Below are 22,130 nucleotides of genomic sequence, written 5' to 3' on the forward strand. Positions count from 1 at the left end.
CAGCGCGGCGCACAGCCGCTCGTGCCCGTCGCGGGTGCCGATGGTGGTCCGCTCACCCGGCCGCGCCAGGTAGCACCGGATCGTGTCGGCCCGCCGGGATCGGCTAGAGCAGCGACAGTTGCTCGGCGGCGGGCGGCGGCGCCTCGTCCGGCAGTCGCCGGTTGTCGCCGACCTCGCCCCGGTGCAGCCCGTGCCGGCGGGCCGCCATCCGCACCCGCGCGGTCACCTCCCGCTGGTACGCCTGCGGCGCGTACGCGCCCGCCTGGTAGAGCCGGCGGTAGCGGGGGACCAGCTGCGGGAACTCCCGGGCCAGCCAGTGCGCGTACCACTCGCGGGCGCCGGGGCGCAGGTGCAGCGCCAGCGGGGTCACGCTGGTCGCCCCGGCGGCGGCGATCGCCGACACGGTGGCGTCGATCGACGCGTCGTCGTCGCTGAGCCCGGGCAGGATCGGTGCCATCAGCACCCCCACCTCGAAGCCGGCGTCGGTGAGCTGCCGCACCGCGTCGAGCCGGCGGCGCGGGCTGGGCGTGCCCGGCTCGACCGCCCGCCACAGCTCCTCGTCGACGAAGCCGACGGAGTAGGAGATGCCGACCCGGGTGACCTCGGCGGCCTGTCGCAGCAGGGGCAGGTCGCGCAGGATCAGGGTGCCCTTGGTGAGGATCGAGAACGGGTTGGCGAAGTCGCGCAGCGCCTCGATGATCGGCGGCATCAGCCGGTAGCGCCCCTCGGCCCGCTGGTAGCAGTCCACGTTGGTGCCCATCGCGACGTGGGCGCCGCGCCAGCGGGGGGCGGCCAGCTCGCGCCGCACCAGCTCACCGGCGTTGACCTTGACGATCACCTTCCGGTCGAAGTCCTCGCCGGCGTCCAGGTCGAGGAAGGTGTGAGTCTTCCTCGCGAAGCAATATTTACATGCGTGACTGCATCCCCGGTACGGGTTGATCGTCCACGCGAACGGGACGCGGGACTCGCCGGGCACCCGATTGATGATCGACTTTGCCTGCACCTCGTAGAAGGTCATGCCGGCGAAGCCGGGGGTGTCGAAGGTGCGGGCGACGGCGCCGGGGAGCGCCAGCGGCAGGGGTGGAGTCGCTGGCGCTGCCCCGTCGGGACGCTCCTCGTCCGGGGGAGCGGAGAGGTTGTCCCAGCGCATGACCATCATTCGAACACGTGTACGACAGAAGCGCAAGCGACCCGCGGGTGGACGATGGAGGGTATGGACACCGCCACCTTCGTCTACGACGGCGACTGCGCCTTCTGCAGCCGCTGTGCCGAGTTCATCGAGCGTCGGATCCCGACCGGGGCCCGCGTGGTGCCGTGGCAGCACGCCGACCTGACCGAACTCGGCCTGACGGAGGCGGAGTGCGAGGAGGCGGTGCAGTGGGTCGGCGTCGACGGCGCGCGTGCCTCGGGCCCGGACGCCGTCGCGAAGCTGCTCGGGGGCAGCGCGCCGCTGTGGCGGGTCGCCGGCACCGGGCTGGGCCTGCCGCCGGTGCGCGCACTGGCCTGGCCGGCGTACCGCTGGGTGGCCCGAAACCGGCATCGGCTCCCGGGTGGAACGGCCGCCTGCGCCCTTCCGCAGGAGGCCCGGGGACACAGCCATGGGCCGCTCGACGCCCCTGAACGGGGTGCTGCCGGTCGGGAGTCGTCACCGCCGGCAGTGGATGGGCGGTAGGGGGAGTCGGCCCGGAGACGACGCCGGCCGGTCCCCGTGCGGGGACCGGCCGGCGTCGAAGCGGTGCCGGGGTCAGTGCTTGTGCTCGTGGTCGGCCAGCTGCTGCCGGACCTGCTCCATGTCGAGCTTCTCGACCTGCTCGATCAGGTTCTCCAGCGCGGACTCGGGCAGGGCGCCCGGCTGGGCGTAGACGATCACGCCGTCCTTGATCGCCATCACGGTCGGGATCGAGCGGATGTTGAACTTGGCGCCCAGTTCCTGCTGCGCCTCGGTGTCGACCTTGCCGAAGACGATCTCCGGGTGCTTCTCCGAGGAGCGCTCGTAGACAGGGGCGAACCGCTTGCACGGGCCGCACCACTCTGCCCAGAAGTCGAGCAGCACGATGCCGTCGCGCTCGGTCACCTCGTCGAAGTTGGCCGTGGTCAGCTCAACCGTTGCCATTGCACTCTCCGATCAGCGCGGATTTCCTACGTCCACTGGAACCAGGGCGGGTGTCGTTGAATTCCCGCCCGGTGCCGACCGAAACGCCGCGCGACGCTGCGGTGACGCTCGGAGCCATCGAGAAGAATCTGTCTCTTCCGACGTGCGGAACGCAAGTGCAGGCCGCATTTGCGTGACCGGACGTGATGGGAGCGTTTCCATGGCGGTCACCCTCCGGGCCTGCGGCAACTTAGCAATTTGCCTATTGACAAGCACGTATCGGGCCTGCGGAGATCGCTCGGAAGGTGGATCTCCGTCACGCTCCGCATTGTTACAAAAAGATAAATGTGACGCTGGTCTCTGTCCGCCCGATGGCCCCGTGCGGCAGAATCTGTCGCATCAGAGCGTGGGCGGCGGGTGCCGGGGAGGGCCCCGCCGCTCATTGCGTCTCCCCCCGGTTGTGGCCGGTGTGACATTTCCTCACCACCAGCGCCCCCGTCGTCGCCTTAACCAGCGGTAAGGCATGCTGTGCCGAACTCCATCGCCGCCCGTCGAAGGGGACAAGGATGCAGTTCGGCCGCTACTACGAGGAGTTCGAGGTCGGCGCGGTCTACCGGCACTGGCCCGGCAAGACGGTCACCGAGTACGACGACCACCTCTTCTGCCTGCTCACCATGAACCACCACCCGCTGCACATGGACGCCCACTACGCCGAGACGGCGAGCCAGTTCAAGCGCAACGTGGTGGTCGGCAACTACATCTACTCACTGCTGCTCGGCATGTCGGTGCCGGACGTCAGCGGCAAGGCGATCGCCAACCTGGAGATCGAGTCGCTGCGGCACGTGGCGCCGACCTTCCACGGCGACACCATCTACGGCGAGACCACCGTGCTGGACAAGCGGGAGTCGGCCTCCAAGCCCGACCGGGGCGTGGTCGCCGTCGAGACGCGCGGCTACAACCAGGACGGCACGCTGGTCTGCGTGTTCCGCCGCAAGGTCATGGTCCCCAAGAAGGAGTACGCGGCCGCCGCCGTGCCCGACGGCGTCGACCCGGAGCGCCCGAGCTTCCCCGAACCCCGCTGACCTCCCGTACGAACCAGGGGCCCCTTGCCCACCGGATCCGGTGGGGAAGGGGCCTCTTTGTGCTGCCCGGGGCTTATGCTGACGCCGGAGGTAGGTCCCATGAGCCACCCCGTCGCCGGCGAGCCGTCCCCTGTCGGGCGTCGTGCCGCACCGCTGACCACCGCCGTCTACTCCGCGGTCGAGTGGGACCTGCTGACCGACCTGCCGGGCCGGGTCCTCGTCGCCGCCGCCTCGCCCGGTCCCGGGCGACCGCCCCGGGGAGTCGCCGCCGGGCTCGCCGGCCTGGACGCGGTGGCCGCCGGCCGGGGCTTCGACAGCGACCTGGTCCGCGCCGTGGTCGCCGCGATCTATGCCCGGCACGACGGGACCACCCCCCGCGACGAGCACCTCACCGACCTGGTCGACCTGCTGGCCGCCTGTCGGGCGGCGGTACGCGTGCTGCACCGCCGGGCCGACCCGGCCGACTCGGCGGCGTACCGGCAGTGGGTGGAGTCGGTCGCCGCCCGGGTCTGCCGGCCCGCCTCCGGCGAGCCCGCCCCCGCCGACCGGCGCTTCCTGGACCGGCTCGGTGGCGCGCTGGGGCTGCGGTGACGGTCGGGGTCCCGGCGACGGGGGTGGCACCGGGCCGTACCCTCTGGAAACCGTGACCGGTGACCAGCTCGACGTGGGTGTGGGGCCGTGGCCCGGCGACCCGCCGGACGACCCGCACTACGACCCGGAGCTGCTCGCCGAGGGGGACCGGCGCAACGTCGTCGACCGCTACCGGTACTGGCGGCAGGAGGCGGTGGTGGCCGACCTGGACCGGCGTCGGCACGACTTCCACGTCGCGATCGAGAACTGGCAGCACGACTTCAACATCGGCACGGTGGTGCGGAACGCGAACGCCTTCCTCGCCGCCGAGGTGCACATCGTCGGCCGACGGCGGTGGAACCGGCGGGGTGCCATGGTGACCGACCGCTACCAGCACGTCCGGCACCACCCGACGATCGAGGAGTTCGTCGACTGGGCGGCGGCGCAGCGGCTGCCGGTGGTCGGCATCGACAACCTGCCCGGCTCGAAGCCGCTGGAGACCACCACCCTGCCGCAGCGTTGCGTGCTGCTCTTCGGTCAGGAGGGTCCGGGGCTGTCCGACCCCGCCCGCGCCGCCTGCGACCAACTCTTCTCCATCGCCCAGTACGGCTCCACCCGGTCGATCAACGCCGGCGTGGCCAGCGGCATCGCCATGCACGCCTGGATCCGGTCCCACGCCGGCCCGCCACCGGACTGACCGGCGCGCCCGCACTCCGTGGCAGGCCGGGCCGGTCGGCGGTGCCGGGTGCGCCGACCCGCCCGGCCGGGGCTTCCCCGGCGTCGCCCGCCGACGCAAGACCCGGATGTCAGTTCCGCCGGCCGGCGGAAATCCCACGGCCGGTCGGCCCGCTCCGCTTGACGGGCCGGCGGTCCGGGGTGACGGTGGGAAGGTGAGTGTCGTGGTGAGTTGTCCCAGATGCGCGGGGCCGGTACGGGAGCCGGACCTCATGCACAAGGAGTCCCGTTGCCTGCGGTGCGGTCCGGTGTCGCCGCTGCACGTGCCGGAGCACATCGGTGGCGACATCGTGGCGAGTGTGGTCGACCGGGTCGCCGCCGCCGCCGCGCCCCCGGACCGGCCCGGCATCCCCCTCTGGTGCCCCTGGCCGCTGCCGGCCGGGTGGACCCTGACCGGAGTGGCCTGGGCCGGCGACGACCGGACCGGCGTACGGGCCACCGCCGTCGCCTGTGCCGGTCCCGCCCCGCTCGACGGCGGCCCGGCCGATCTGCTCTTCGTGGCCGAGGAGCCGGGCGTCGGCCTCGGTTCCCGCTTCGCGGGACTGCCCGGTCCCGACCCCGGGCCCGAGGTCGAGGAGGCGTTGAGCGACCCCGGCCCTGGTCACGCCGAGCGTGTCCCGCACGCCAAGATCCGCGTGGCGGGTCATCCGACTCCACTGTGGCTGGTGAATTCTCCGACGGATCGAAGCGCGTACGCCGGCGAGGCTCGGGGAATGTGGCTCCATGCGATAGCCTGGCCGGCGAGTGCGGGTCACCTCCTCGCGGAAGACGTCGTCTTGCACGACCTCACCGAGTGGACTCCGCCCGAGCTCGTGTACGGCGCACCGTCCCCGTATCTGCACGGCCAGGCCTGACCGGTCTGACCTGCGGTGTCGGGGAACGGACGCAGATATTCACTGTACGACACCATGCTGATACTCTGGGTGCCGCTGCGGTAAACGGACCCGGCGCCGCGCGAGAGGATGGCCCGCTATGGTCAAGAAGGTCCTCACCTGGGCCGGCATCGCGTTCTTGGTCTTTTTCGTTGCCTACCGGCCCAACTCCGCCGCGGACGTCTTCAAGTCCCTCGGCGGCGGCATCATGGACATCGCTCAGGGCTTCGGCGACTTCTTCACGAACCTCGTCGCCTAACCGCCCATGGGAAGCCCCTCCGGTCCACCGTTCGATCCCGACGACCCCGACTGGGACCGCCGGGACACCGAGCCCATCCCCCGGGTCGGGCCCGACGACGGCCCCGGTTACGGTGCCGGCCCGGGCCTGGGGGACGGGCCCTCCCTTTCGGACGACGCCGGCTACGGCGACGGGCCCGGCTACGCCGGCGAGGGCCGGTCGGGCCGGGCCTGGATCCGCGACCCGGAGGGCGGCTACCAGCAACCCCCGATCTCCGAGGACGAGCTGGTCGGGCTGCGGGTCGACGCCCAGGGCATGGCACCCCGCCGGGTGCTGCCGCTGGAGGACGAGCCGAGTTCCCTGGTGGCCCGCTATCTCTTCCCCACCGAGCGCTACCGGGGCGAGTGGAAGCGGCACTGGATCCATCTCACCACCCCGATCATCGCCGGCATCGCGGCGACCTTCGTGCTCGGCTACCTCTCCGGCTTCCTCGCCGGACGGGACGTCGGCGCGCTGACCACCGTCGCGGTCCTGCTCTGGTTCGCGGTGATGGGCTGGGTGGCCTGGCGGGTCGCCGACTGGTGGTACGACCGCTTCATCCTCACCAACAAGCGGGTGATGGTGGTCAACGGCATCATCACCCGGCGGGTGGCGATGATGCCGCTGGTCCGGGTCACCGACATGAAATACGAGCAGACGCCGACCGGCCGGGCGCTCAACTACGGCACCTTCGTGCTGGAGTCGGCCGGCCAGGAGCAGGCGCTCCGCGAGATCAAGAACCTGCCCAACCCGAACGAGCTCTACCTGCGCGTCGTCGAGGAGATGTACGAGCCGCAGGCCGTCGAGGCGCGGTTGGGCAAGGAGGCGGACGAGGCCAAGGCCGACGACGGGGCGTGAAAGTTTTCGTCCGAACATCGGATGAACAGCGCACCATTTGCCGTCGACCCGAACCGCCCCACCGTGGCAGCCTGCCATGCAGGACGGGGTGCGGAGGTGAGCGGTGGCGGCCAGGGACCCGCTGGAAGAGGAGTTCCGCGAATTCGTCGCGGCCCGCTCCGGTGCCCTGCTGCGCACCGCCTACCTGCTCGCCGGCGACTGGGCGACCGCCGAGGACCTGCTCCAGACCGCGTTGACCAAGACGTACCTGGCCTGGAAGCGGCTCGGCGGGATCGAGGCCATCGAGCCGTACGCCCGCCGGGTCCTGGTGAACACCTCGACGAGTTGGTGGCGCCGCCGTTGGCACGGTGAACGTCCCACCGAGGTGCTGCCCGAGCGGGCCGGGGTGGACGAGATCGAGCAGCAGCTCGACCGGGACCTGCTCTGGCGGCACCTGAGCGCGCTGCCCGCCCGACAGCGGGCCGTGCTGGTGCTCCGCTTCTATGAGGACCTGTCCGAGGCGCAGACCGCCGCCCTGCTGGAGATCTCCCCGGGCACCGTGAAGAGTCAGACCTTCCGTGCCCTCGGCACGTTGCGCCGTCGACTGGGCTCCGCGGCGGCCCTCGGGTTGCCGGCCGAGCCCGAACCGACCCCGGCGTCCGGTACGCCGACCCGGCGCCGGCCGGCCCGGACGACGACCGCGCCCGCCGCCCCTGCCACCGGCACGCCCGCCGCCGGGGCGACCAGAGCCGGCGCCTCGGCCGGCGGCACTCCGGCCACCGGGGCGATCAGGCCCGGCACCCCGGCCGGCGGCACGCCGGTCACCGGGGCGACCACGGCCGGCACACCGGCGACCGGCATGCCGGCCGTACCGGTGGCGACGGGGGCTCCCACCACCGCGGCGATCGCCGCGTCCGGAACCGCTCCGGCGGCGCGACCGGCGGCGTTCGCCGGGGTCCGGCCGCTGCCGATCGTCCGGCCTCGGGTGCGCGGGCGGAGACCCGATGAGCCACCACGACAACCGACCAGCAGGTCGCAGCGTCCATTCACAGTGACCGAGGACGAACCGGTGCGTGCCGACGGGCCGGTGGGCGAGGACGAGCTGGCGCGGCCCTGCGCGCCACCTTCGCCGACCGGGTCGCCGCGCCCCGCCCGCTCGCCGTCGACCCGGCCGGAGTGGCGATCCGGCGGGCCCGGCGCATCGGTCGCCGACGCACCCTGACCGGGCTGGCCCTGGCCGGCGTCGCCACCGTCGTGGTGACCACCGGCATGGCGCAGCTCGGCGAGCGCCCCGGTCAGCAGGTCATCCCCACGGTCGTGCTCGGTGACCCGCCCGACCGGTCGGCGGCCCCGTCGCCCACCGCCACCGCGTCGGGCCGCCCGGCCGACGGACCGGTCCGCGCCGGGGTCGACCTGGTCCTCGGCTCCACCCTCGAGACCACCGGTGGCGAGCAGCGGCCGCTGCCCGGAGTGGACCTGGTGGACCGGGCCCAGCGGATCAGCGGTGACGGCGGCTGGCTCCTCACGTCGGCCGCGACCGCAGCCGGTCGTACCCTCTGGTGGGTGCCGCCCGTCGGCGGCGACCCGCAGGTCGTGCTCGCCGCGGCGGACGCCGTCGCGCTGTCGCCGGACGGGCGACAGGTCGCCTGGCGCGACGGCCGCGACATCGCCGCCGCCGGCGTGATCGGCGGGCAGTTGATCGCCGTGGTCCGGACGCCGGCGGCGGCGGACGCGGTGCCGGTCGGCTTCGCCGGCGACACCGTCCTGGTCCGGCAGCCCGGCACGTCCGGCTTCAGCGCCTGGCGCCCGTCCGCCGGTCCGCTCGCCGCCCACGCCGAGCGGGACGTCCTGGGCGTCTACGGCACGCTGCCCGACGGGCGGGTCGTCGGGCAGGTCTCCGCCGGCACCCCCGCCGGCCCTGCCGGCGCTGCTCGACCCGGCCGACCGGCTCGCCCCGGTGCGTACCGGCTGCGGCCCCGACCTGGCCACCGACGGACGCGGCGGGATCTCCACCGACGGGCGGTGGCTGCTGGCCAACGGCGGCGGGAAGCAGGGCGCCGTGCTGGTGGACCTGACCCGGCTCACCGCCGACCCCGCGGTCCACGCCGCCGGTCCGGCGGTCACCGGCGCCGTCACCTGGACCAGGGACGGTACGGCGCTCCATGTCGACGACCAGGGGCGCCTGGTCCGGCTGCGGGTCGACCAGCTCCTCGCCGGGCATCCGGCCACCGCGACGCCACTGGCCGGGGTCACGCCCGACCGGCACCCGGTGCTGGTGACGGATGTGACCTCCTGACCCGCCCACCGGACGACGCCCGGGACCGCCCGGCGGCGCTCGGGTCCGGCCGGTAGCGTCGGCGGATGACCGCTGCCCGGATCGACCTGCACGCCCACTCCACCGCCAGCGACGGCACGCTGGGCCCGGCCGAGCTGGTGCGGGCCGCCGCCGAGGCGGGGCTGGACGTCGTCGCGATCACCGACCACGACACCACCGCCGGCTGGGCGGCCGCCGTGGACGCGCTGCCGGCCGGGCTCGACCTGGTCCGCGGTGCCGAACTCTCCTGCCGCTGGTACGGGGTGGGACCGGCGATCCCGCTGCACCTGCTCGCCTATCTGTTCGACCCGGCCGAGCCGGAGCTGGCCGCCGAACTGGCCCGGGTCCGGCTCGCCCGGGAGGTGCGCGGCGAGCGGACCGTCCGACTGCTCCAGGCCGACGGGATCGACGTGAGCTGGTCGGAGATCCTGGCCGGCGCGGCCGGCGGCACGGTCGGACGGCCGCACATCGCCCAGGCGCTGATCCGGGCCGGGCTGGTGGCCACCACCACCGAGGCGTTCGGGCCGCAGTGGCTGGGGGAGCGTTACCGGCTGCCCAAGGACGACATCGAGGTCTTCCGGGCGGTGGCGCTGGTCCGGGCGGCCGGCGGGGTGCCGGTCTTCGCCCATCCCCGGGCCAGCCGGCGCGGGCGGATCGTGCCGGACGAGCTGATCGTCGAGCTGGCCGGGGCCGGGCTGGCCGGTCTGGAGGCCGACCACGAGGACCACTCGCCGGCCGAACGCGCCCACGTCCGCGCCCTCGCCGCCGACCTCGGCCTGCTGGTCACCGGGTCGTCGGACTTCCACGGCACGCACAAGACGGTCCGGCTCGGCGCGCACACCACCGACCCCGAGGCGTACGAGCGGATCGTCGCGGCGGCCGGCGGGGTGACCCCGGTCGCTTCCGGCTGATCCGCCTGGACGGCACGACTACGGTGGCCGCGTGGATCTGAAGCTTTTCGGCGAGGTCTTCGTGACCCTGCTGGTCATCGTCGACCCGCCGGGCATGATGCCGATCTTCCTCGCGCTCACCGGGCCGTTGCCGGCCCGGGACCGGAACCGGGCCGCCTGGCAGGCGGTCGCGCTGGCGCTCGGGGTCATCGTGGTCTTCGCGGTGGCCGGCCAGACGATCCTGGCGTACCTGCACGTCGACCTGCCCGCGTTGCAGGCCGCCGGCGGACTGCTGCTGATCCTCGTCGCCCTGGAACTGCTGACCGGCAAGGCCGACGACCCCGGTCAGCAGGTCACCTCCAACATCGCCCTGGTGCCGCTGGGCACCCCGCTGCTGGCCGGGCCGGGCGCCATCGTCGCCACCATGCTCTTCGTGCAGCAGGCCGGCGGGATCGGGGACTACACCGCCATCGCCGCCGCGATCGTCGCGGTGATGGTCGCCGTCTGGGTCGTACTGCGCTTCTCCGGCGTCATCGTCAAGATCCTCCGGCCGGGCGGGATCGAGGTGCTGACCCGGATCGCCGGCCTGCTGCTGGCCGCCATCGCGGTGCAGCTCATCGCGGACGCGATCGCCGCGTTCGTCACCCAGTACCTCGCCGTGGGCTGACCGCCCGGCCCGTCGCCGTCGGGCTGTCGTACCGGGGTGGCAGGATCTCAGGCGTGCGACGAGCCTCCTCCACCGGACGATCCGGCGGCCGGCCGCCCCGGCCCCGCGCCGAGCAGACCGAGCAGCTCGGCTTCGAGGGCATGCCGGAACGGCTCTTCGTCTGCACCCCCAGCAAGCTCGGGGCGTACGCGGACTGCCCCCGCCGCTACCGCTACTCCTACGTCGACCGGCCCGCGCCGCCCAAGGGCCCGCCGTGGGCACACAACTCGCTCGGCGCCAGCGTGCACACCGCCCTGAAGAACTGGTACGCCCTCACACCCGAACGCCGCCGGGTCGAGGCCCTGCCCCAGCTGCTCAAGGGCACCTGGGTGCGCGAGGGCTACCGCGACGACGAGCAGGAGCGGGCGGCCTACCGCCGGGCACTGGCCTGGCTGGAGTCGTACGTCGCCGGGCTGGAGCCCGGGGACGAGCCGGTCGGAGTGGAGCGGGTGGTCGCCGTCAAGACCGGCGTGCTCGCCTTCAACGGCCGCGCCGACCGGATCGACTCCCGACCCGGCCCCGACGGGCCCGAGCTGGTCATCGTCGACTACAAGACCGGCCGCACCGGGCTGGACGCCGACGACGCACGCGGCTCGCAGGCCCTGGCCCTCTACGCGTACGCGGCCGAACGGGTCTTCCGCCGGCCCTGCCGCCGGGTCGAGCTGCACCACCTGCCCACCGGCACGGTCGCCGGCCACGACCACACCGTCGAGTCCCTGGCCCGGCAGCTCACCCGGGCCGAGGAGACCGCCCGCGACATCATGGCCGCCGAGCGGGCGGTCGCCGACGGCGCCGATCCGGACGAGGCGTTCCCGACCACCCCCGGTCCTCGCTGCGGCTGGTGCGACTACCGCCGCAGCTGCCCGACCGGTGCCCAGACACCCGGCAAGGATCCGTGGGCGGCCGTGGAACGCGTCGCCGAGCCGGCCGCCGGCCAGGACTGACCCGGCCGGCCCCGGTGACGGCTCAGGCGGCCGTCGCCGTGTGTCGGGCCGCGCGTTCCTTGGCGGTCTGCTGCAACGGCCCCTCCCGGAAGCGGCGGGGCAGCGCCGTCAGGGCGAGCCGGAGCGCGCGGACGCTCAGGTCCGCCGAGAGCTCGGTGGTGGGCAGGCCGAGGCCGCCGTACAGCCTGCGGGCCCACGGCGGCAGCAGGGCGAGCGCGGTGCCGGCGATCCCGAGGTACGCCCAGCGCGGCGGCCCGAGGTGCAGCCCGAGCTTCACCGGCAGGCTGAGCTTCCACGGGATCGGCGGCGCGGTGAGGAACAGCGCGGTCTCCGCCGCCTCCTTCGTCATCCGCAGGTCACTGCGGACGCGCCGGTAGTAGTCGTCCACCTCGGCGGCGGTGCCCGGCACGTCGGCCGGGTCCAGACCGACCAGGGCGGCGGACCGGCGCTGCTCGGTGTAATAGCCGTCGACCTCGGCGTCGGTCAGCGCCAGGCCGGCCCGGCGGGCGGTGCTCACGAACGACTCCACCTCGGTGACGTGCACCCAGCGCAGCAGTTCCGGATCGTCGATGCGGAACTGCTCGCCGGTGAACGGGTCGGTGGCCCGCAGCCGGGCGTGCAGCGTACGCAGCCGGCGACCGGCCTCCTCGGCCTCCGCGGTGGTGCCGTAGATGGTCGTCGCGACGTAGGTGGCGGTCCGGGCCAGGCGGCCCCACGCGTCGCTGCGGTAGTTGCTGTTCTGCGCCACCCCGGCCATCGCCCGGGGGTGCAGCGCCTGGAGATAGAGCGAACGTAGGCCGGCGACGATCAGGATCGGCTCCTCGTGCACCTTCCACGTGACCGATCCCGGACCGAACAGGCCGAGGTCATCGGAGTTCACCGCCCAAGAGTGCCACGCGCCCGGCCGGTACGTCCGGCCGCCGGAGTCGGCGGCCGGCTGTCAGTCGTCGGCGTGGCGGCGGGCCTGGCAGGCGGGGCAGAGCCCCCAGAACGTCACTTCCGCCTCGTCCACCTCGAAACCGTGTGCGCTGCTCGGGTCCAGGCAGGGTGCGCTGCCGGTGGCGCAGTCGACGTCCGCGATCTCACCGCAGCCCCGGCAGACCACGTGGTGGTGGTTGTCGCCGGCGCGGGCCTCGTACCGGGCGGGACTGCCGGCCGGCTCGATCCGGCGGGACAGGCCGGCCCGGGAGAGCGCGCCGAGGACGTCGTAGACGGCCTGGGTGGAGACCGAGTCGAGGCGTTCCCGCACCTGTCGGGTGATCTCGTCGACCTCGAGGTGGCCCCCGGCGGCGAGCACGTCCAGTACGGCGAGGCGCGGTCGGGTGACCCGCAGGCCCCTCGACCGGAGCAACTCCTCGGCACTGGACATGGGGTAATGACAGCACGGGCCCATCGGGCCGACAAGCGAGCCGGGAGCGAGGGTGTCCCCGGCCACAACGGGCCGGCGAAGGGTGAACCGGGACGGGTCGGCCCGCGTGTGTCCCAGGTGACGAAGGGCGCAGCACGGTCACCCGTCGTACGCTGATCGCCCGCGGTACCCGTCCACTCGCCGGAGGTGTCGGTGTTCAGGGAAGTCAATGGTCTGCCGGTCCACATCCTGGTGATCCACGCCGCGGTGGTGCTGGTGCCGCTGCTGGCGCTGCTCTCCGTCGCGTACGGGGTGCTGCCCCGCTGGCGGGGCCGGTTCGGCTGGGCGGTGGCCGCTCTGGCGGTGGTGACGCCGATCGCCACCTGGGTGGCCACCGAGTCCGGTGAGGCGCTCGAGGAGGCCTTGGAGGAGCGCGGCTACCCGGCCGAAGGGCTGCGGAAGATCCATGAGCACTCCGAGTACGCCGACACCCTGTTCTGGCTGGTGGTCGGCCTCGCCGTGCTGGCCCTGGTGCTCCTGGCGGTGACCAGCGGCCACGAGCGGGTCCGCCGACTGCCCACCTGGTTGCCCTGGGCGCTCACCGCCGTGATCGCCGTGCTCGCCGTGTTCGCCCTGGTGTACGTCTACCTGACCGGGGACAGCGGCGCCGCCATGGTCTGGACCAACGTCATCTGACCAACGTGGTCCGACCGGCGACGGCGTGCCGGCCGGGCCGCTCAGAAGAGCAGCCGTGAGCAGAGCAGGCAGGTCAGGATCACCAGCACGGCGGCGGCCACGGCGCCCACGCCGTAGGTGAGCCGTTGCGCCTGCTGCTCCGCGCTGTCGATGGCGGCCATGTCCTGCGGCGGCAGCTGCCGGGGCGGCGGCACCCGCAGGTGCACGGGGGGACGCCAGCCGGGCGGTGGCGGGACGGTCCGCGGCGGACCGGCGTATCCCGGGGCGACCGGCCCGGAGCCCGGTACCCCGCCCGCCGGGGCCTCGCCGGCTGCTGCCGGCTGCTGCTCCGGGGCGGGGCGCCGCCAGAACTCGTCCTCGGGGCTGGCACCGCTGGGCGTCGTCACGCCGACCGACGCTACCAACGGGCCGGTCGGCGTGCCGGCCGATGCGCGGCGCGGCGGGCGTATCCTTACCGCTCGTGAGCGATCCCGGCAGGCGCGGCGACGACGACCGAGCGGTCGACCTCGGCGAGGACTTCGTGGTCCTGCCCGAGCAGACGGCCGACGACACCGACCGTGGTTGGGGCGAACGGGCCGGCGGCAACGACGACTGGCTCCTCGCGGAGCGTCCCCCGCACTGGGACTGACCCGGTCTCTCCACGCGGCGGCCCACGGGGGCGCGGCCGGTCAGCTGCGGACCACCACCGCGAAGCGGCTGCCCGCCGGCATCCCGATCGCGTGCCGGGCCTGCTCGGGCGGCAGCGCCAGATAGAGCGCCGACGGCCCGTCGACCGGGTCCGCGCCCACCACGTCCAGCACCAGCGCCCGGGACGCGAGCAGGGTGGGCCCGGCGGACGCCTCGGGCACGACGAGCAGGTCCACCCGGGAGCCGGGACGGAGCACCGCGAGCGCGGCCGGCTCGGCCAGCCGCACCGGCACCCCCACCGACCCGATCGGCAACGGCAACGCCCCGCCCGTTCCTGTCCGACCCCCGTCCGCCCCGGCCGGGGCCCGATCGCCGTCAACCGGGTCGCGTGCGGTGGCCGGGGCCCGATTCCCGCCAGCCCGGTCTCCCGGGGCGGCAGGGGCGGCGCCCGAGGTGCCGGGAGTCGCCTCGGGCCGACATTCGCCGGGGCTCTCCAGTACCGCCGCGGCCAGGCCGAGCAGTGCCGCGACCAGCGCCACCCGCAGCAGCGTGCCGCCCCGGGGCAGGCCGCGCCAGCGGACCGGACGCAGTGAGCCCTCGTTCGCCGTCACCGCTGCCTCCCGAACTCGGTCCGGGCGTCGCCGTCAGGACGACGCCCGGTCAGAGGCTAGGAGCAGAGGGAAGGTCGGTGTCGGCCCGACCGGCGGGCCTGTGGAAAACCTGTCCGCCTGTGGACAACTCCCGCGCCGCGCGATGATCTGCTAGCGGGACACGGTCAGGAGGGCGACGAGTTGGAGGTGCTGGCCGCCGGGGTCTTGGTCGAGCTGCCGCCGGTCGAGGAGGTCGAGCCGCCGCCCGACGACGACTCGGACTTCGACGACTCGGACTTCGCGGGCTTGGCCGGCGCGCTCTTGGCGGCCTCCGAGCCGGACGAACGGGAGTCGGTGCGATAGAAACCGGACCCCTTGAAGACGACGCCGACCGAGTTGAAGACCTTGCGCAGCCGCCCCGCACACGCCGGGCACTCGGTCAGCGGCTCGTCGGAGAAGGACTGCACCGCCTCGAGCTGCTGGCCACACGCGGTGCAGGCGTACTGGTACGTGGGCACGTTCTCCTCCGGATCTGGCACGGCCGGTTGGCACTCGACATCTTCGAGTGCCAATGGTGCGTCATGGGACCCGGGTTCGTCCAGCGGAAGCGGGCCGTTCCACACCGGGTGCCCCGGCAAGGGTACGCAGCCCGTCGGCGGGCGTGATCACGGCGCGGACCGGACGGTCGTGCGGCTCGGCGGGCAGCCGCTCCACCAGCTCCCGTCGTGCAGCAGGGCCACCGTCACCGTGGCCGCCGGCACCCGGGCCAGCGCCCGGTCGTACGAGCCGCCGCCGCGGCCCAGCCGCCGGCCGCGCCGGTCCACCGCCAGGGCCGGTACGACCACCAGGTCGGCGCCGGCCACCGCCGAGGGCCCCAGCCGTGGGCCGCTCGGCTCGCGCAGCCCACGACCGGCCGCCACCAGCGACTCCCCGTCGACGTACGCCGCCCAGTCCAGGTCGAGGTCGTCGCGGAGCACCGGCAGCAGCAGTTCGGCCGTGGGCTCCAGCGCGGCCCGCAGCACCTCGGGCAGGTCCGGACCGCCCGGCTCGGAGCCGACCGGGACGTACCCGGTGATCCGGGTCGGGCGCAGCCGGCGTACCAGGGAGACCAGCTCGGCCTGGACGCGCGCCGCCGCTTCGGCGCGGCGCGGCGCGGTCAGCGCCCGGCGGGCGGTGAGCAGCGCGATCCGGGCGTCCCGCTTCGCCTCAGGCGTCACTTCCGCTCCATCAGATAATTCCGGCATCGCAACACTCCTGACGCAACGCTTGTCTCCCCGTCGCTCTGTGTCAGCATCGCAGGATCGGGCGCGGAACTTCCGGGGGAAAGCTTGACGCTACGCGGGCGGTTGACGGCGGCCTTCCTCGCGGTGGTGCTCGGTCCCGTCCTGCTCGGCGCGTTCTTCGTCGGGTCGACCATGTCGGCCGTCGACCGGAGCCGGTCCACCGAACGCCTCGGCCTGGCCGCCACGGCGGTGCGGACCTCGGTGGACGCCCTCTGCCAGCAGTTGCGCGCGGCGGCGGACGCGGTGGCGTTGGTCGCCGACCCGGCGGCCCGGCCCGGTGCGGCGACCCAGGTGGTCGGCCGCGGCCTCGCCGCCGCCGTCCGGATCACCGACACCGCCGGCCGGACCAGCTTCGCCACCCCGGGGCCGGCCGAGCCCTGGCAGGACTGCTCCGGCGCGTCGGCCGCCGGCCCGGTCCGCGCGCTCGCCGCCCGCGTCCAGCTCCGCGACCCGGCCGGCGTCGACCTGGGCACGGTCGCCGCCGCCCAACCCGTCGACCGGGCCTTCGTCGCCCGGCTCGCCGCGGTGACCGGGGTGGCGGTCACCCTCGTCGACGACGCCGCCGGGCCCGTCCGGGTCACCCACACCACCGAGAACCAGGAGGTACGCGAGGCGGTGCTCGCCGCCGCCGAGCGGGCCGCCGGGAACCAGGTCACCGAGACCGGTGACGGCCGGTACGTCCGCCGGCTCGACCCCGATGCCGGTCAGCCGCTGCCGCTGGTGCTCTCCGTTCCCGGCGAACGCCCGCCCGGCCTCCATGCCGCGCTGGTCGGCGCGGTGGTGCTGGCCGCGCTGCTGGCCGTGCTGGCGGCCGGGCGGCTGGCCCGGGTCACCACCCGGCCGCTGGTGGAGCTGGCCGGCGCGGTGGACCGGGTGGCCGACGGTGACCTGACCGCCCGCGTCCCGGTGCGCAGCCGGGACGAGATCGGCCGGCTGGCCCACGCCTTCAACCGGATGACCCGGGAGACCGGCAGCTATGTGACCGCGCTGACCAGCAGCCGGGACCAGCTCCGTGGTCACCTGGCGGTGCTCGGCGACACCCTGGCCAGCACCCACGACCTGCACCGGATCCTGCGGGTGATCCTGCGCAGCGCGATCGCGGCGACCGGCGCGCGGGCCGGGGCGGTGCTGCTGCTCGACGGTGGCGGGGTGCTGGTCGGCAAGTGCGTCGAGGGCCTGGCGGGGCGCTGGCCGGCGGGGAGCACACCGACCCGGGCGCGCTGCGGGTGCCGGTCGGCACCGGGGTGGTGGGCGCGGTGGCCGCCACCGGGGAGCCGCGACGCGGCCGGTGGTCCCCGGGCGGTACGCCCACCGGGGAGCCGACCTGCGAGACGTACGTGGCGGTGCCCTTCGCCCGGCCCGGGGCGACGGACCCGGCCGGACGCGGTGGCCCGGAGCGGCCCGGGCACCCGTCGGCCGGCGACGGCGGCGCGGCCGGCGGCGCGCTCGGCGTGCTGGCCCTCTACGACCGGCTCGGCGGCGACGGCTTCGACGACGACGACCTGGTGACCCTGCGGACCTTCGCCGGGCACGCGGCGGTGGCGGTGGAGAACGTCCGGGTGCACGAAGAGGCGCAACGGCTGTCGTTGACCGACCCGCTCACCGGGCTGTGGAACTACCGCTACCTGCGGGAGTCGATCCGCCGGGAGGTGGAACGGGCGAACCGGTTCGGTCGGATGCTCAGCGTCCTCGCCCTCGACCTGGACCGCTTCAAGAACGTCAACGACACCTGGGGGCACGCCGCCGGGGACACCGTGCTGGTGGAGTTCGCCCGCCGGGTACGCGGTGAGATCCGCGAGGTGGACCTGGCCTTCCGGCACGGCGGCGAGGAGTTCGTGGTGCTGCTGCCGGAGACCGACGCCCGGGGCGCGGCCATCGTCGCCGAACGGCTCGGCGCGGTGGTCCGGGACAGTCCGGTCCTCATCGACGCGCACGGCGGGGAGCGGGTGCCGGTGGCGGTGACCGTCTCCATCGGTATCGCCGTCTATCCGGACCACGCCGCGACCGGTCAGCAGGTGCTCGACGCCGCCGACGACGCCCTCTACGCGGCCAAGGCCGGCGGCCGGGACTGCTATCGGCTGGCGCGGGTGCCGGACCCCGCGCCGACGCAGGAACTTCCCGTGGTGCCGGTGGCGGTCAGCCCACCCGACGGGCTGCCCCGGGCGGGTGCGACGGACGTCGCGGGCGCGGGTTCGGGCGGCGCGTCTTCCGGTCCTCACCCGCCGCGGCAGAGCCGTGGCCGATAGTCTCGCGACATGTCGGAGCACTCAGCGAACCCCTCAACGACCGCCGCGACCGGTCGTCCACGCGCGGTCAAGGCCGTCATCCCGGCCGCCGGCCTGGCCACCCGGTTCCTGCCGGCCACGAAGGCGGTGCCCAAGGAGCTGCTGCCGGTGGTCGACCGTCCGGTGCTGCAGTACATCGTCGAGGAGGCGACCCAGGCCGGCATCACCGACGTGCTGCTGATCACCGGGCGGGGCAAGACCGCCATGGTGGACCACTTCGACCGCCGGCCCGACCTGGAGGAACGGCTCGCGAAGAAGCCCGAGCTGCTGGCCGCCGTCAAGCGCACCGAGGAACTGGCCGACATCTACACCTGCCGGCAGCCCGAGCAGCTGGGCCTCGGTCACGCCGTCGGGTACGCCGAGGCGCACGTCGGCGACGCGCCCTTCGCGGTGCTGCTCGGCGACGAGTTCGTCAAGCCGTCCGAGCCGCTGCTGCCGGCGATGCTGGAGCTGCAGGCCCGCACCGGCGGCGTGGTGCTGGCCTTCTTCGAGGTCGACGCGGCCGAGACCAGCCGGTACGGCATCGCCTCGGTCGAGCCGGCCGAGCCGGAGTTCGGCGACATCGCCGAGGTCGTCAAGGTCACCGGCATGGTGGAGAAGCCGAAGCCGGAGGATGCCCCCAGCAACCTGGCCGTTCTCGGCCGGTACGTGCTGCCGGGCCGGATCTTCGACGCGATCCGGCGTACGCAGCCGGGCAGCGGCGGCGAGATCCAGCTGACCGACGCGATGGAGCTGCTGCGTACCGAGGGGGTGCCGGTGCACGCGATCGTCTACCGCGGCACCCGCTACGACACCGGCCAGCCGCTCGGCTATCTGCAGACCGTCGTCCAGATCGCCAGCGAGCGGGACGACCTGGGCGCCGAGTTCCGCAAGTGGCTGGCCGAGTTCGTCAACACCGACGCGTCCGGCGGTGCCAATACATGACCGCGACGGCCGACGCCGAGGCGGCCGCGAACGGGTTGACGCCGCTCGCCGACTACCTGGGCAGCGTGCTGCGCAGGTTACGCGCGCTGCCTCCGCTCGACCTCGACCTGACCCAGGCGTACGGCAACGTCCTCGCCGAGGACGTCGTCGCCCCGCACTCGTTCCCCGCCTTCGACCAGGCGGCGGTGGACGGGTACGCGGCGCGTTGGGAGGACATCTCCGGGGGGAGCCGGGGCCCGGGTTACGTCCCGGCACCCTCCGGTGCCCGTGGTGGGCACAGCATCCGGCTGAACGTGGTCGGTGACCTGGGCGCGGCGAGCTGGCGGCCGGTCCGGCTCACCCCCGGCTCGTGCTTCTCGGTGGCCGCCGGGGCGCCGCTGCCGATCGCCGCCGACGTGGTGGTGCCGGTGGAGTGGACCGACCAGGGCATGGCCGCGGTGGAGATCTTCCGCGCCCCCAAACGGGGGTACGGGGTCCGCCGCGCCGGTGAGGAACTGCCCGCCGGCAGCCTGCTCGCCCGCGCCGGCACGTACGTGTCGCCGGCGCTGGTCGCCGTCTTCGCCGCCACCGGCATCGGGCACGTGGTGGTCCGGCCCAGCCCGCGGGTGGTCATCGTGGCGACCGGCGACGAACTGGTCGACGTGGGCAGGGGCAGCCAGCCCGGGCAGGTGGTGGACGCGAACTCGCACGCGCTGACCGCCGCCGCGGCCGAGGCGGGCGCGCTGGCGTACCGGGTGGGGATCTGCGACGACGACCCGGAGGGGCTGCGCGGTCTGCTGGAGGACCAGACCCTGCGGGCCGATCTGATCATCACGACCGGTGGCACCGGCACCGGTCCCGGCGACATGGTCCGCCGGATCCTGTCCCGCCGGGAGGGCGGCCGGGCCGGGCCGGTGGCCTTCACCGAGGTCGCCCTCTATCCCGGAACGGCCCTCGGGTTCGGTACGGTCGGCGCCGAGGAGGTGCCGGTGGTCTGTCTTCCCGGTGAGCCCGGCGCGGCACTGATCGGCTTCGAGGTGCTGGCGCGACCCGCCATCCAGCTGTTGGCCGGGGCGGAGCCGGTGTTCCGGCCGAGCGTCCGCGCGCACCTGTTGGAGACGGTGTCGTCCCCGGTGGGGCTGCGCGAGTTCCGTCCGGCGCACGTCGCCGAGCGGCGCGGCGGCGGCTACACGGTCCAGCCGCTCAGCGGTGGTCCGTTCACGTTGTCCGGTCTCGCCGAGGCGAACGGCCTGCTGGTGCTCGGCGAGCGGGTCACCACCGCCGCGGCGGGCTCGACTGTGGACGTGTTGTTGTTGGACCGACGCCGGTGAGCTGGTTCGGGCGGGCGCCGGGATGGCCGGTGACCCTGGTGGACGGTCCGGTGGTGCTGCGGCCGTACCGGCGGTCGGACGCGTCGGCCTGGTCGGAGATCCGGCGGGCCAACCAGGCCTGGCTGTCCCCGTGGGAGTCGCACCTGCCCGGTAGCTGGGACGAGTCGAACTCGCCGTCGGCGTTCCGCTTCGTCCACGCCGATCAGCGGCGGTCGGCGCGTACCGGTGACGGGATGCCGTTCGCGGTCTGCCTGCGGGAGGAGGGCCGGGAGCGGCTCGTCGGGCACCTCAACGTGGGCAGCATCGTCCGGCGCGCGTTCTGCTCCGGGTACGTCGGGTACTGGGTGGACGCCCGGGTGGCCGGTCGGGGGGTGACGCCCACTGCGGTGGCGCTCGCCGTGGACCACGCCTTCGGCCCGGGTGGACTGCACCGGGTCGAGGTGAACATCCGGCCGGAGAACCGGCCGTCCCGGCGGGTGGTGGAGAAGTTGGGCTTCCGTGAGGAGGCGTACCACGTCCGCTACATGCACATCGACGGTGCCTGGCGGGACCACATCGGATACGCGATGACCAGCGAGGAAGTGGCCGCCGAGGGCGGTCTGCTGGCCCGCTGGCACCGCGTACGTGACAGCGTCGGGTGAAGCGTCCCACCTGCTGTCCTCGGCGCGGCGCACAATCAACCGGGTCGGCGGCCCGTAACCTCAAGTAACTGCAAGCTGCGGCAAGCGCTGCCCACCCGCATTATCTGCGCCGTAAACGACGGACCGCGGAATATGTTGCGGCCGGCCGGCGGTTGCCCCGAATTCGGTGACGGGAGGGGTGAGGGTGCCGACCTCGGTGCTCCTCGCCGTCCTCGCCGCCGCCGGTCTGCTCGCCCTCGCGCCGGCGCTGGTCCGCCGGTACGACGCCACCGAGCGGCTGGTGGCGGAGCGGGCGCAGTCGACGGCGCGGGTGCTCCAGCGCCGGCGACGCCGTCGCACTGTGCCCGGACGGCGACCGGTCAACCCGTCCCGCGCACTTGTGGTAACCCTCAGTGAGGATGTGAGCACGGGCGGTCTGACCGCGCCGGTCTCCGCGCCTCCCGCGCCGCGCCGGTCCAAGCGGCTGCGCGCGGTGCCGCCCGCCCCGGCCGGGTCCCGCCGACGGAACCCGCCGGAGCGCCGGCACCACACCCCGGCGATCTACCGCCGTCGTCGGGTCCTCGCCGCGCTGCTGCTGCTCAACTTCGTCGAGCTGATCGGCGTGGTGCTGGTCAGTCCCGGGTTCTGGATCAGCTTCTCGGTCACCGGCACCCTGCTCGGGGCGTACGTCGTACATCTGCGGAAGCGGGCCCTGGCGGAGCGCCGGCGGCGGCGCGCGGAGGCCCGTGAGGCGGCGTGGCTGGCCGCCCGGCAGGCCGAGGTGCGCCGGGAGCAGCGCGGCGCGCGGCGGCCCGTCGGGAGGCCCAGCGCCGGCTGGCCGCGCAGCGCGCGAGGCGGTCCGGCGTACGGCGATGGGCCTGGACCGGCCGGCGGACCTGCCGCCGGCGGCGTCCGGTGGCTCGGTCTCCTACCGGCGCACCGGCGGCCTGCGGGGGCGGCCCTACCAGTCGGGGCGAGGCTCCCACTCCGCCTGACCCGCCCCGAGTTTCATGATCGACCCGCCGGGTCGTCGGCCTGGCGGTCCCGTCCGGGGTGGGACCCGCCAGGTCGCCGACGTGGAGTCGATCAACCGGGTGGGGCGGAGGGGTGATTCGCGGGAGGGGTCGG

General features: G+C 74.2%; 24 protein-coding genes and 3 pseudogenes. 19 read left to right on the forward strand and 8 right to left on the reverse strand.

Annotated elements, in window-relative coordinates; translation table 11 throughout:
* Positions 1–103: 103 nt before the first annotated feature.
* Complete coding sequence (locus MRQ36_RS16560) at positions 104–1,150, reverse strand: Rv2578c family radical SAM protein (protein WP_242796579.1); 1,047 nt, start codon at positions 1,148–1,150, stop codon at positions 104–106.
* A 63-nt stretch (positions 1,151–1,213) separates the two neighbouring features.
* Between MRQ36_RS16560 and MRQ36_RS16565 the strand changes: the two genes are divergently transcribed.
* Positions 1,214–1,672 (forward strand): thiol-disulfide oxidoreductase DCC family protein, encoded by a 459-nt coding sequence (locus MRQ36_RS16565; RefSeq protein WP_242796581.1) that lies wholly within the window; start codon positions 1,214–1,216, stop codon positions 1,670–1,672.
* 72 nt (positions 1,673–1,744) lie between these two features.
* On the opposite strand, the gene trxA is transcribed toward MRQ36_RS16565, so the two are convergent.
* Positions 1,745–2,113 carry a thioredoxin gene (gene trxA / locus MRQ36_RS16570; RefSeq protein WP_242796583.1) on the reverse strand — a complete coding sequence of 123 codons (369 nt, stop codon included), beginning with the start codon at positions 2,111–2,113 and terminating at the stop codon, positions 1,745–1,747.
* 545 nt (positions 2,114–2,658) lie between these two features.
* On the opposite strand from trxA, the gene MRQ36_RS16575 reads away from it, so the two are divergent.
* From MRQ36_RS16575 to MRQ36_RS16625, 11 genes are all read left to right on the forward strand, one after another.
* Positions 2,659–3,174 (forward strand): MaoC family dehydratase, encoded by a 516-nt coding sequence (locus tag MRQ36_RS16575; RefSeq protein ID WP_242796585.1) that lies wholly within the window; start codon positions 2,659–2,661, stop codon positions 3,172–3,174.
* Positions 3,175–3,273: 99 nt separating this feature from the next.
* On the forward strand, positions 3,274–3,765 hold the full coding sequence (locus tag MRQ36_RS16580; RefSeq protein ID WP_242796588.1) for a hypothetical protein: 492 nt from the start codon (positions 3,274–3,276) through the stop codon (positions 3,763–3,765).
* 52 nt (positions 3,766–3,817) lie between these two features.
* Positions 3,818–4,441, forward strand: coding sequence for an RNA methyltransferase (locus tag MRQ36_RS16585; protein ID WP_242796589.1), 624 nt, complete (start codon positions 3,818–3,820; stop codon positions 4,439–4,441).
* Positions 4,442–4,646: 205 nt separating this feature from the next.
* Complete coding sequence (locus tag MRQ36_RS16590; RefSeq protein WP_308194875.1) at positions 4,647–5,333, forward strand: DUF6758 family protein; 687 nt, start codon at positions 4,647–4,649, stop codon at positions 5,331–5,333.
* A gap of 118 nt (positions 5,334–5,451) precedes the next feature.
* Complete coding sequence (locus MRQ36_RS16595; RefSeq protein ID WP_242796591.1) at positions 5,452–5,610, forward strand: hypothetical protein; 159 nt, start codon at positions 5,452–5,454, stop codon at positions 5,608–5,610.
* Positions 5,611–5,616: 6 nt separating this feature from the next.
* Positions 5,617–6,486: a PH domain-containing protein gene (locus tag MRQ36_RS16600; RefSeq protein ID WP_242796593.1), complete on the forward strand. Its 870-nt coding sequence runs from the start codon at positions 5,617–5,619 to the stop codon at positions 6,484–6,486.
* Between the two features lie 103 nt (positions 6,487–6,589).
* Positions 6,590–7,687: a SigE family RNA polymerase sigma factor gene (locus MRQ36_RS16605; RefSeq protein ID WP_242796595.1), complete on the forward strand. Its 1,098-nt coding sequence runs from the start codon at positions 6,590–6,592 to the stop codon at positions 7,685–7,687.
* Entirely contained in the window at positions 7,642–8,817 is a 1,176-nt protein-coding gene (locus MRQ36_RS16610) for a hypothetical protein (protein ID WP_242796597.1), read from the forward strand. The genes MRQ36_RS16605 and MRQ36_RS16610 overlap by 46 nt, the downstream gene beginning before the upstream one ends.
* 9 nt (positions 8,818–8,826) lie before the next feature.
* Positions 8,827–9,690, forward strand: coding sequence for a PHP domain-containing protein (locus MRQ36_RS16615; protein WP_242796599.1), 864 nt, complete (start codon positions 8,827–8,829; stop codon positions 9,688–9,690).
* Positions 9,691–9,721: 31 nt separating this feature from the next.
* Complete coding sequence (locus MRQ36_RS16620) at positions 9,722–10,336, forward strand: MarC family protein (protein ID WP_242796601.1); 615 nt, start codon at positions 9,722–9,724, stop codon at positions 10,334–10,336.
* A gap of 53 nt (positions 10,337–10,389) precedes the next feature.
* On the forward strand, positions 10,390–11,319 hold the full coding sequence (locus MRQ36_RS16625; protein WP_374250287.1) for a RecB family exonuclease: 930 nt from the start codon (positions 10,390–10,392) through the stop codon (positions 11,317–11,319).
* A gap of 22 nt (positions 11,320–11,341) precedes the next feature.
* Here MRQ36_RS16625 and MRQ36_RS16630 read toward each other — a convergent pair whose 3' ends face one another.
* Complete coding sequence (locus tag MRQ36_RS16630; RefSeq protein WP_242796603.1) at positions 11,342–12,199, reverse strand: oxygenase MpaB family protein; 858 nt, start codon at positions 12,197–12,199, stop codon at positions 11,342–11,344.
* A gap of 60 nt (positions 12,200–12,259) precedes the next feature.
* Positions 12,260–12,688 (reverse strand): Fur family transcriptional regulator, encoded by a 429-nt coding sequence (locus MRQ36_RS16635; protein WP_242796605.1) that lies wholly within the window; start codon positions 12,686–12,688, stop codon positions 12,260–12,262.
* Positions 12,689–12,880: 192 nt separating this feature from the next.
* Between MRQ36_RS16635 and MRQ36_RS16640 the strand changes: the two genes are divergently transcribed.
* A complete protein-coding gene (locus tag MRQ36_RS16640; protein WP_242796607.1) occupies positions 12,881–13,363 on the forward strand; it encodes a DUF2231 domain-containing protein in 483 nt (160 codons plus the stop codon).
* 41 nt (positions 13,364–13,404) lie between these two features.
* Here the strand turns inward: MRQ36_RS16640 and MRQ36_RS16645 are convergent, their stop codons facing one another.
* Positions 13,405–13,749 (reverse strand): hypothetical protein, encoded by a 345-nt coding sequence (locus MRQ36_RS16645; protein WP_242796609.1) that lies wholly within the window; start codon positions 13,747–13,749, stop codon positions 13,405–13,407.
* A gap of 41 nt (positions 13,750–13,790) precedes the next feature.
* Here MRQ36_RS16645 and MRQ36_RS16650 point away from each other — a divergent pair, with 41 nt between their 5' ends.
* Positions 13,791–13,991 carry a hypothetical protein gene (locus MRQ36_RS16650; RefSeq protein ID WP_242796611.1) on the forward strand — a complete coding sequence of 67 codons (201 nt, stop codon included), beginning with the start codon at positions 13,791–13,793 and terminating at the stop codon, positions 13,989–13,991.
* Between the two features lie 40 nt (positions 13,992–14,031).
* Here the strand turns inward: MRQ36_RS16650 and MRQ36_RS16655 are convergent, their stop codons facing one another.
* From MRQ36_RS16655 to MRQ36_RS16665, 3 genes and pseudogenes are all read right to left on the reverse strand, one after another.
* Positions 14,032–14,601 (reverse strand): flagellar biosynthesis protein FlgA, encoded by a 570-nt coding sequence (locus MRQ36_RS16655; protein ID WP_242796613.1) that lies wholly within the window; start codon positions 14,599–14,601, stop codon positions 14,032–14,034.
* Between the two features lie 164 nt (positions 14,602–14,765).
* Complete coding sequence (locus MRQ36_RS16660) at positions 14,766–15,098, reverse strand: FmdB family zinc ribbon protein (RefSeq protein WP_242796615.1); 333 nt, start codon at positions 15,096–15,098, stop codon at positions 14,766–14,768.
* Between the two features lie 61 nt (positions 15,099–15,159).
* Positions 15,160–15,824: pseudogene (locus MRQ36_RS16665) on the reverse strand (5-formyltetrahydrofolate cyclo-ligase).
* An 84-nt stretch (positions 15,825–15,908) separates the two neighbouring features.
* Here MRQ36_RS16665 and MRQ36_RS16670 point away from each other — a divergent pair.
* The 5 genes and pseudogenes from MRQ36_RS16670 to MRQ36_RS16690 all read left to right on the forward strand — a co-directional run bounded on the left by MRQ36_RS16670 (position 15,909) and on the right by MRQ36_RS16690 (position 21,997).
* A pseudogene (locus MRQ36_RS16670) lies at positions 15,909–18,109 on the forward strand (diguanylate cyclase).
* Between the two features lie 9 nt (positions 18,110–18,118).
* Entirely contained in the window at positions 18,119–19,072 is a 954-nt protein-coding gene (locus MRQ36_RS16675; protein WP_242796617.1) for a UTP--glucose-1-phosphate uridylyltransferase, read from the forward strand.
* Entirely contained in the window at positions 19,069–20,382 is a 1,314-nt protein-coding gene (gene glp, locus MRQ36_RS16680) for a gephyrin-like molybdotransferase Glp (RefSeq protein WP_242796619.1), read from the forward strand. The genes MRQ36_RS16675 and glp overlap by 4 nt, the downstream gene beginning before the upstream one ends.
* Complete coding sequence (locus MRQ36_RS16685) at positions 20,379–21,023, forward strand: GNAT family N-acetyltransferase (protein WP_242796621.1); 645 nt, start codon at positions 20,379–20,381, stop codon at positions 21,021–21,023. The genes glp and MRQ36_RS16685 overlap by 4 nt, the downstream gene beginning before the upstream one ends.
* Positions 21,024–21,201: 178 nt before the next feature.
* A pseudogene (locus tag MRQ36_RS16690) lies at positions 21,202–21,997 on the forward strand (hypothetical protein).
* Positions 21,998–22,130 lie beyond the last annotated feature (133 nt).

Origin of the sequence: Micromonospora sp. R77 (genome assembly GCF_022747945.1) — a bacterium.
Taxonomy (GTDB): Bacteria; Actinomycetota; Actinomycetes; order Mycobacteriales; family Micromonosporaceae; genus Micromonospora.

Coding starts and splice junctions, on each gene's coding strand:
- MRQ36_RS16560 (WP_242796579.1), bottom strand. CDS start 1,150: ATGCGCTGGGACAACCTCTCCGCTCCCCCGGACGAGGAGCGTCCCGAC.
- MRQ36_RS16565 (WP_242796581.1), top strand. CDS start 1,214: ATGGACACCGCCACCTTCGTCTACGACGGCGACTGCGCCTTCTGCAGC.
- trxA (WP_242796583.1), bottom strand. CDS start 2,113: ATGGCAACGGTTGAGCTGACCACGGCCAACTTCGACGAGGTGACCGAG.
- MRQ36_RS16575 (WP_242796585.1), top strand. CDS start 2,659: ATGCAGTTCGGCCGCTACTACGAGGAGTTCGAGGTCGGCGCGGTCTAC.
- MRQ36_RS16580 (WP_242796588.1), top strand. CDS start 3,274: ATGAGCCACCCCGTCGCCGGCGAGCCGTCCCCTGTCGGGCGTCGTGCC.
- MRQ36_RS16595 (WP_242796591.1), top strand. CDS start 5,452: ATGGTCAAGAAGGTCCTCACCTGGGCCGGCATCGCGTTCTTGGTCTTT.
- MRQ36_RS16600 (WP_242796593.1), top strand. CDS start 5,617: ATGGGAAGCCCCTCCGGTCCACCGTTCGATCCCGACGACCCCGACTGG.
- MRQ36_RS16615 (WP_242796599.1), top strand. CDS start 8,827: ATGACCGCTGCCCGGATCGACCTGCACGCCCACTCCACCGCCAGCGAC.
- MRQ36_RS16635 (WP_242796605.1), bottom strand. CDS start 12,688: ATGTCCAGTGCCGAGGAGTTGCTCCGGTCGAGGGGCCTGCGGGTCACC.
- MRQ36_RS16650 (WP_242796611.1), top strand. CDS start 13,791: ATGCGCGGCGCGGCGGGCGTATCCTTACCGCTCGTGAGCGATCCCGGC.
- MRQ36_RS16675 (WP_242796617.1), top strand. CDS start 18,119: ATGTCGGAGCACTCAGCGAACCCCTCAACGACCGCCGCGACCGGTCGT.
- glp (WP_242796619.1), top strand. CDS start 19,069: ATGACCGCGACGGCCGACGCCGAGGCGGCCGCGAACGGGTTGACGCCG.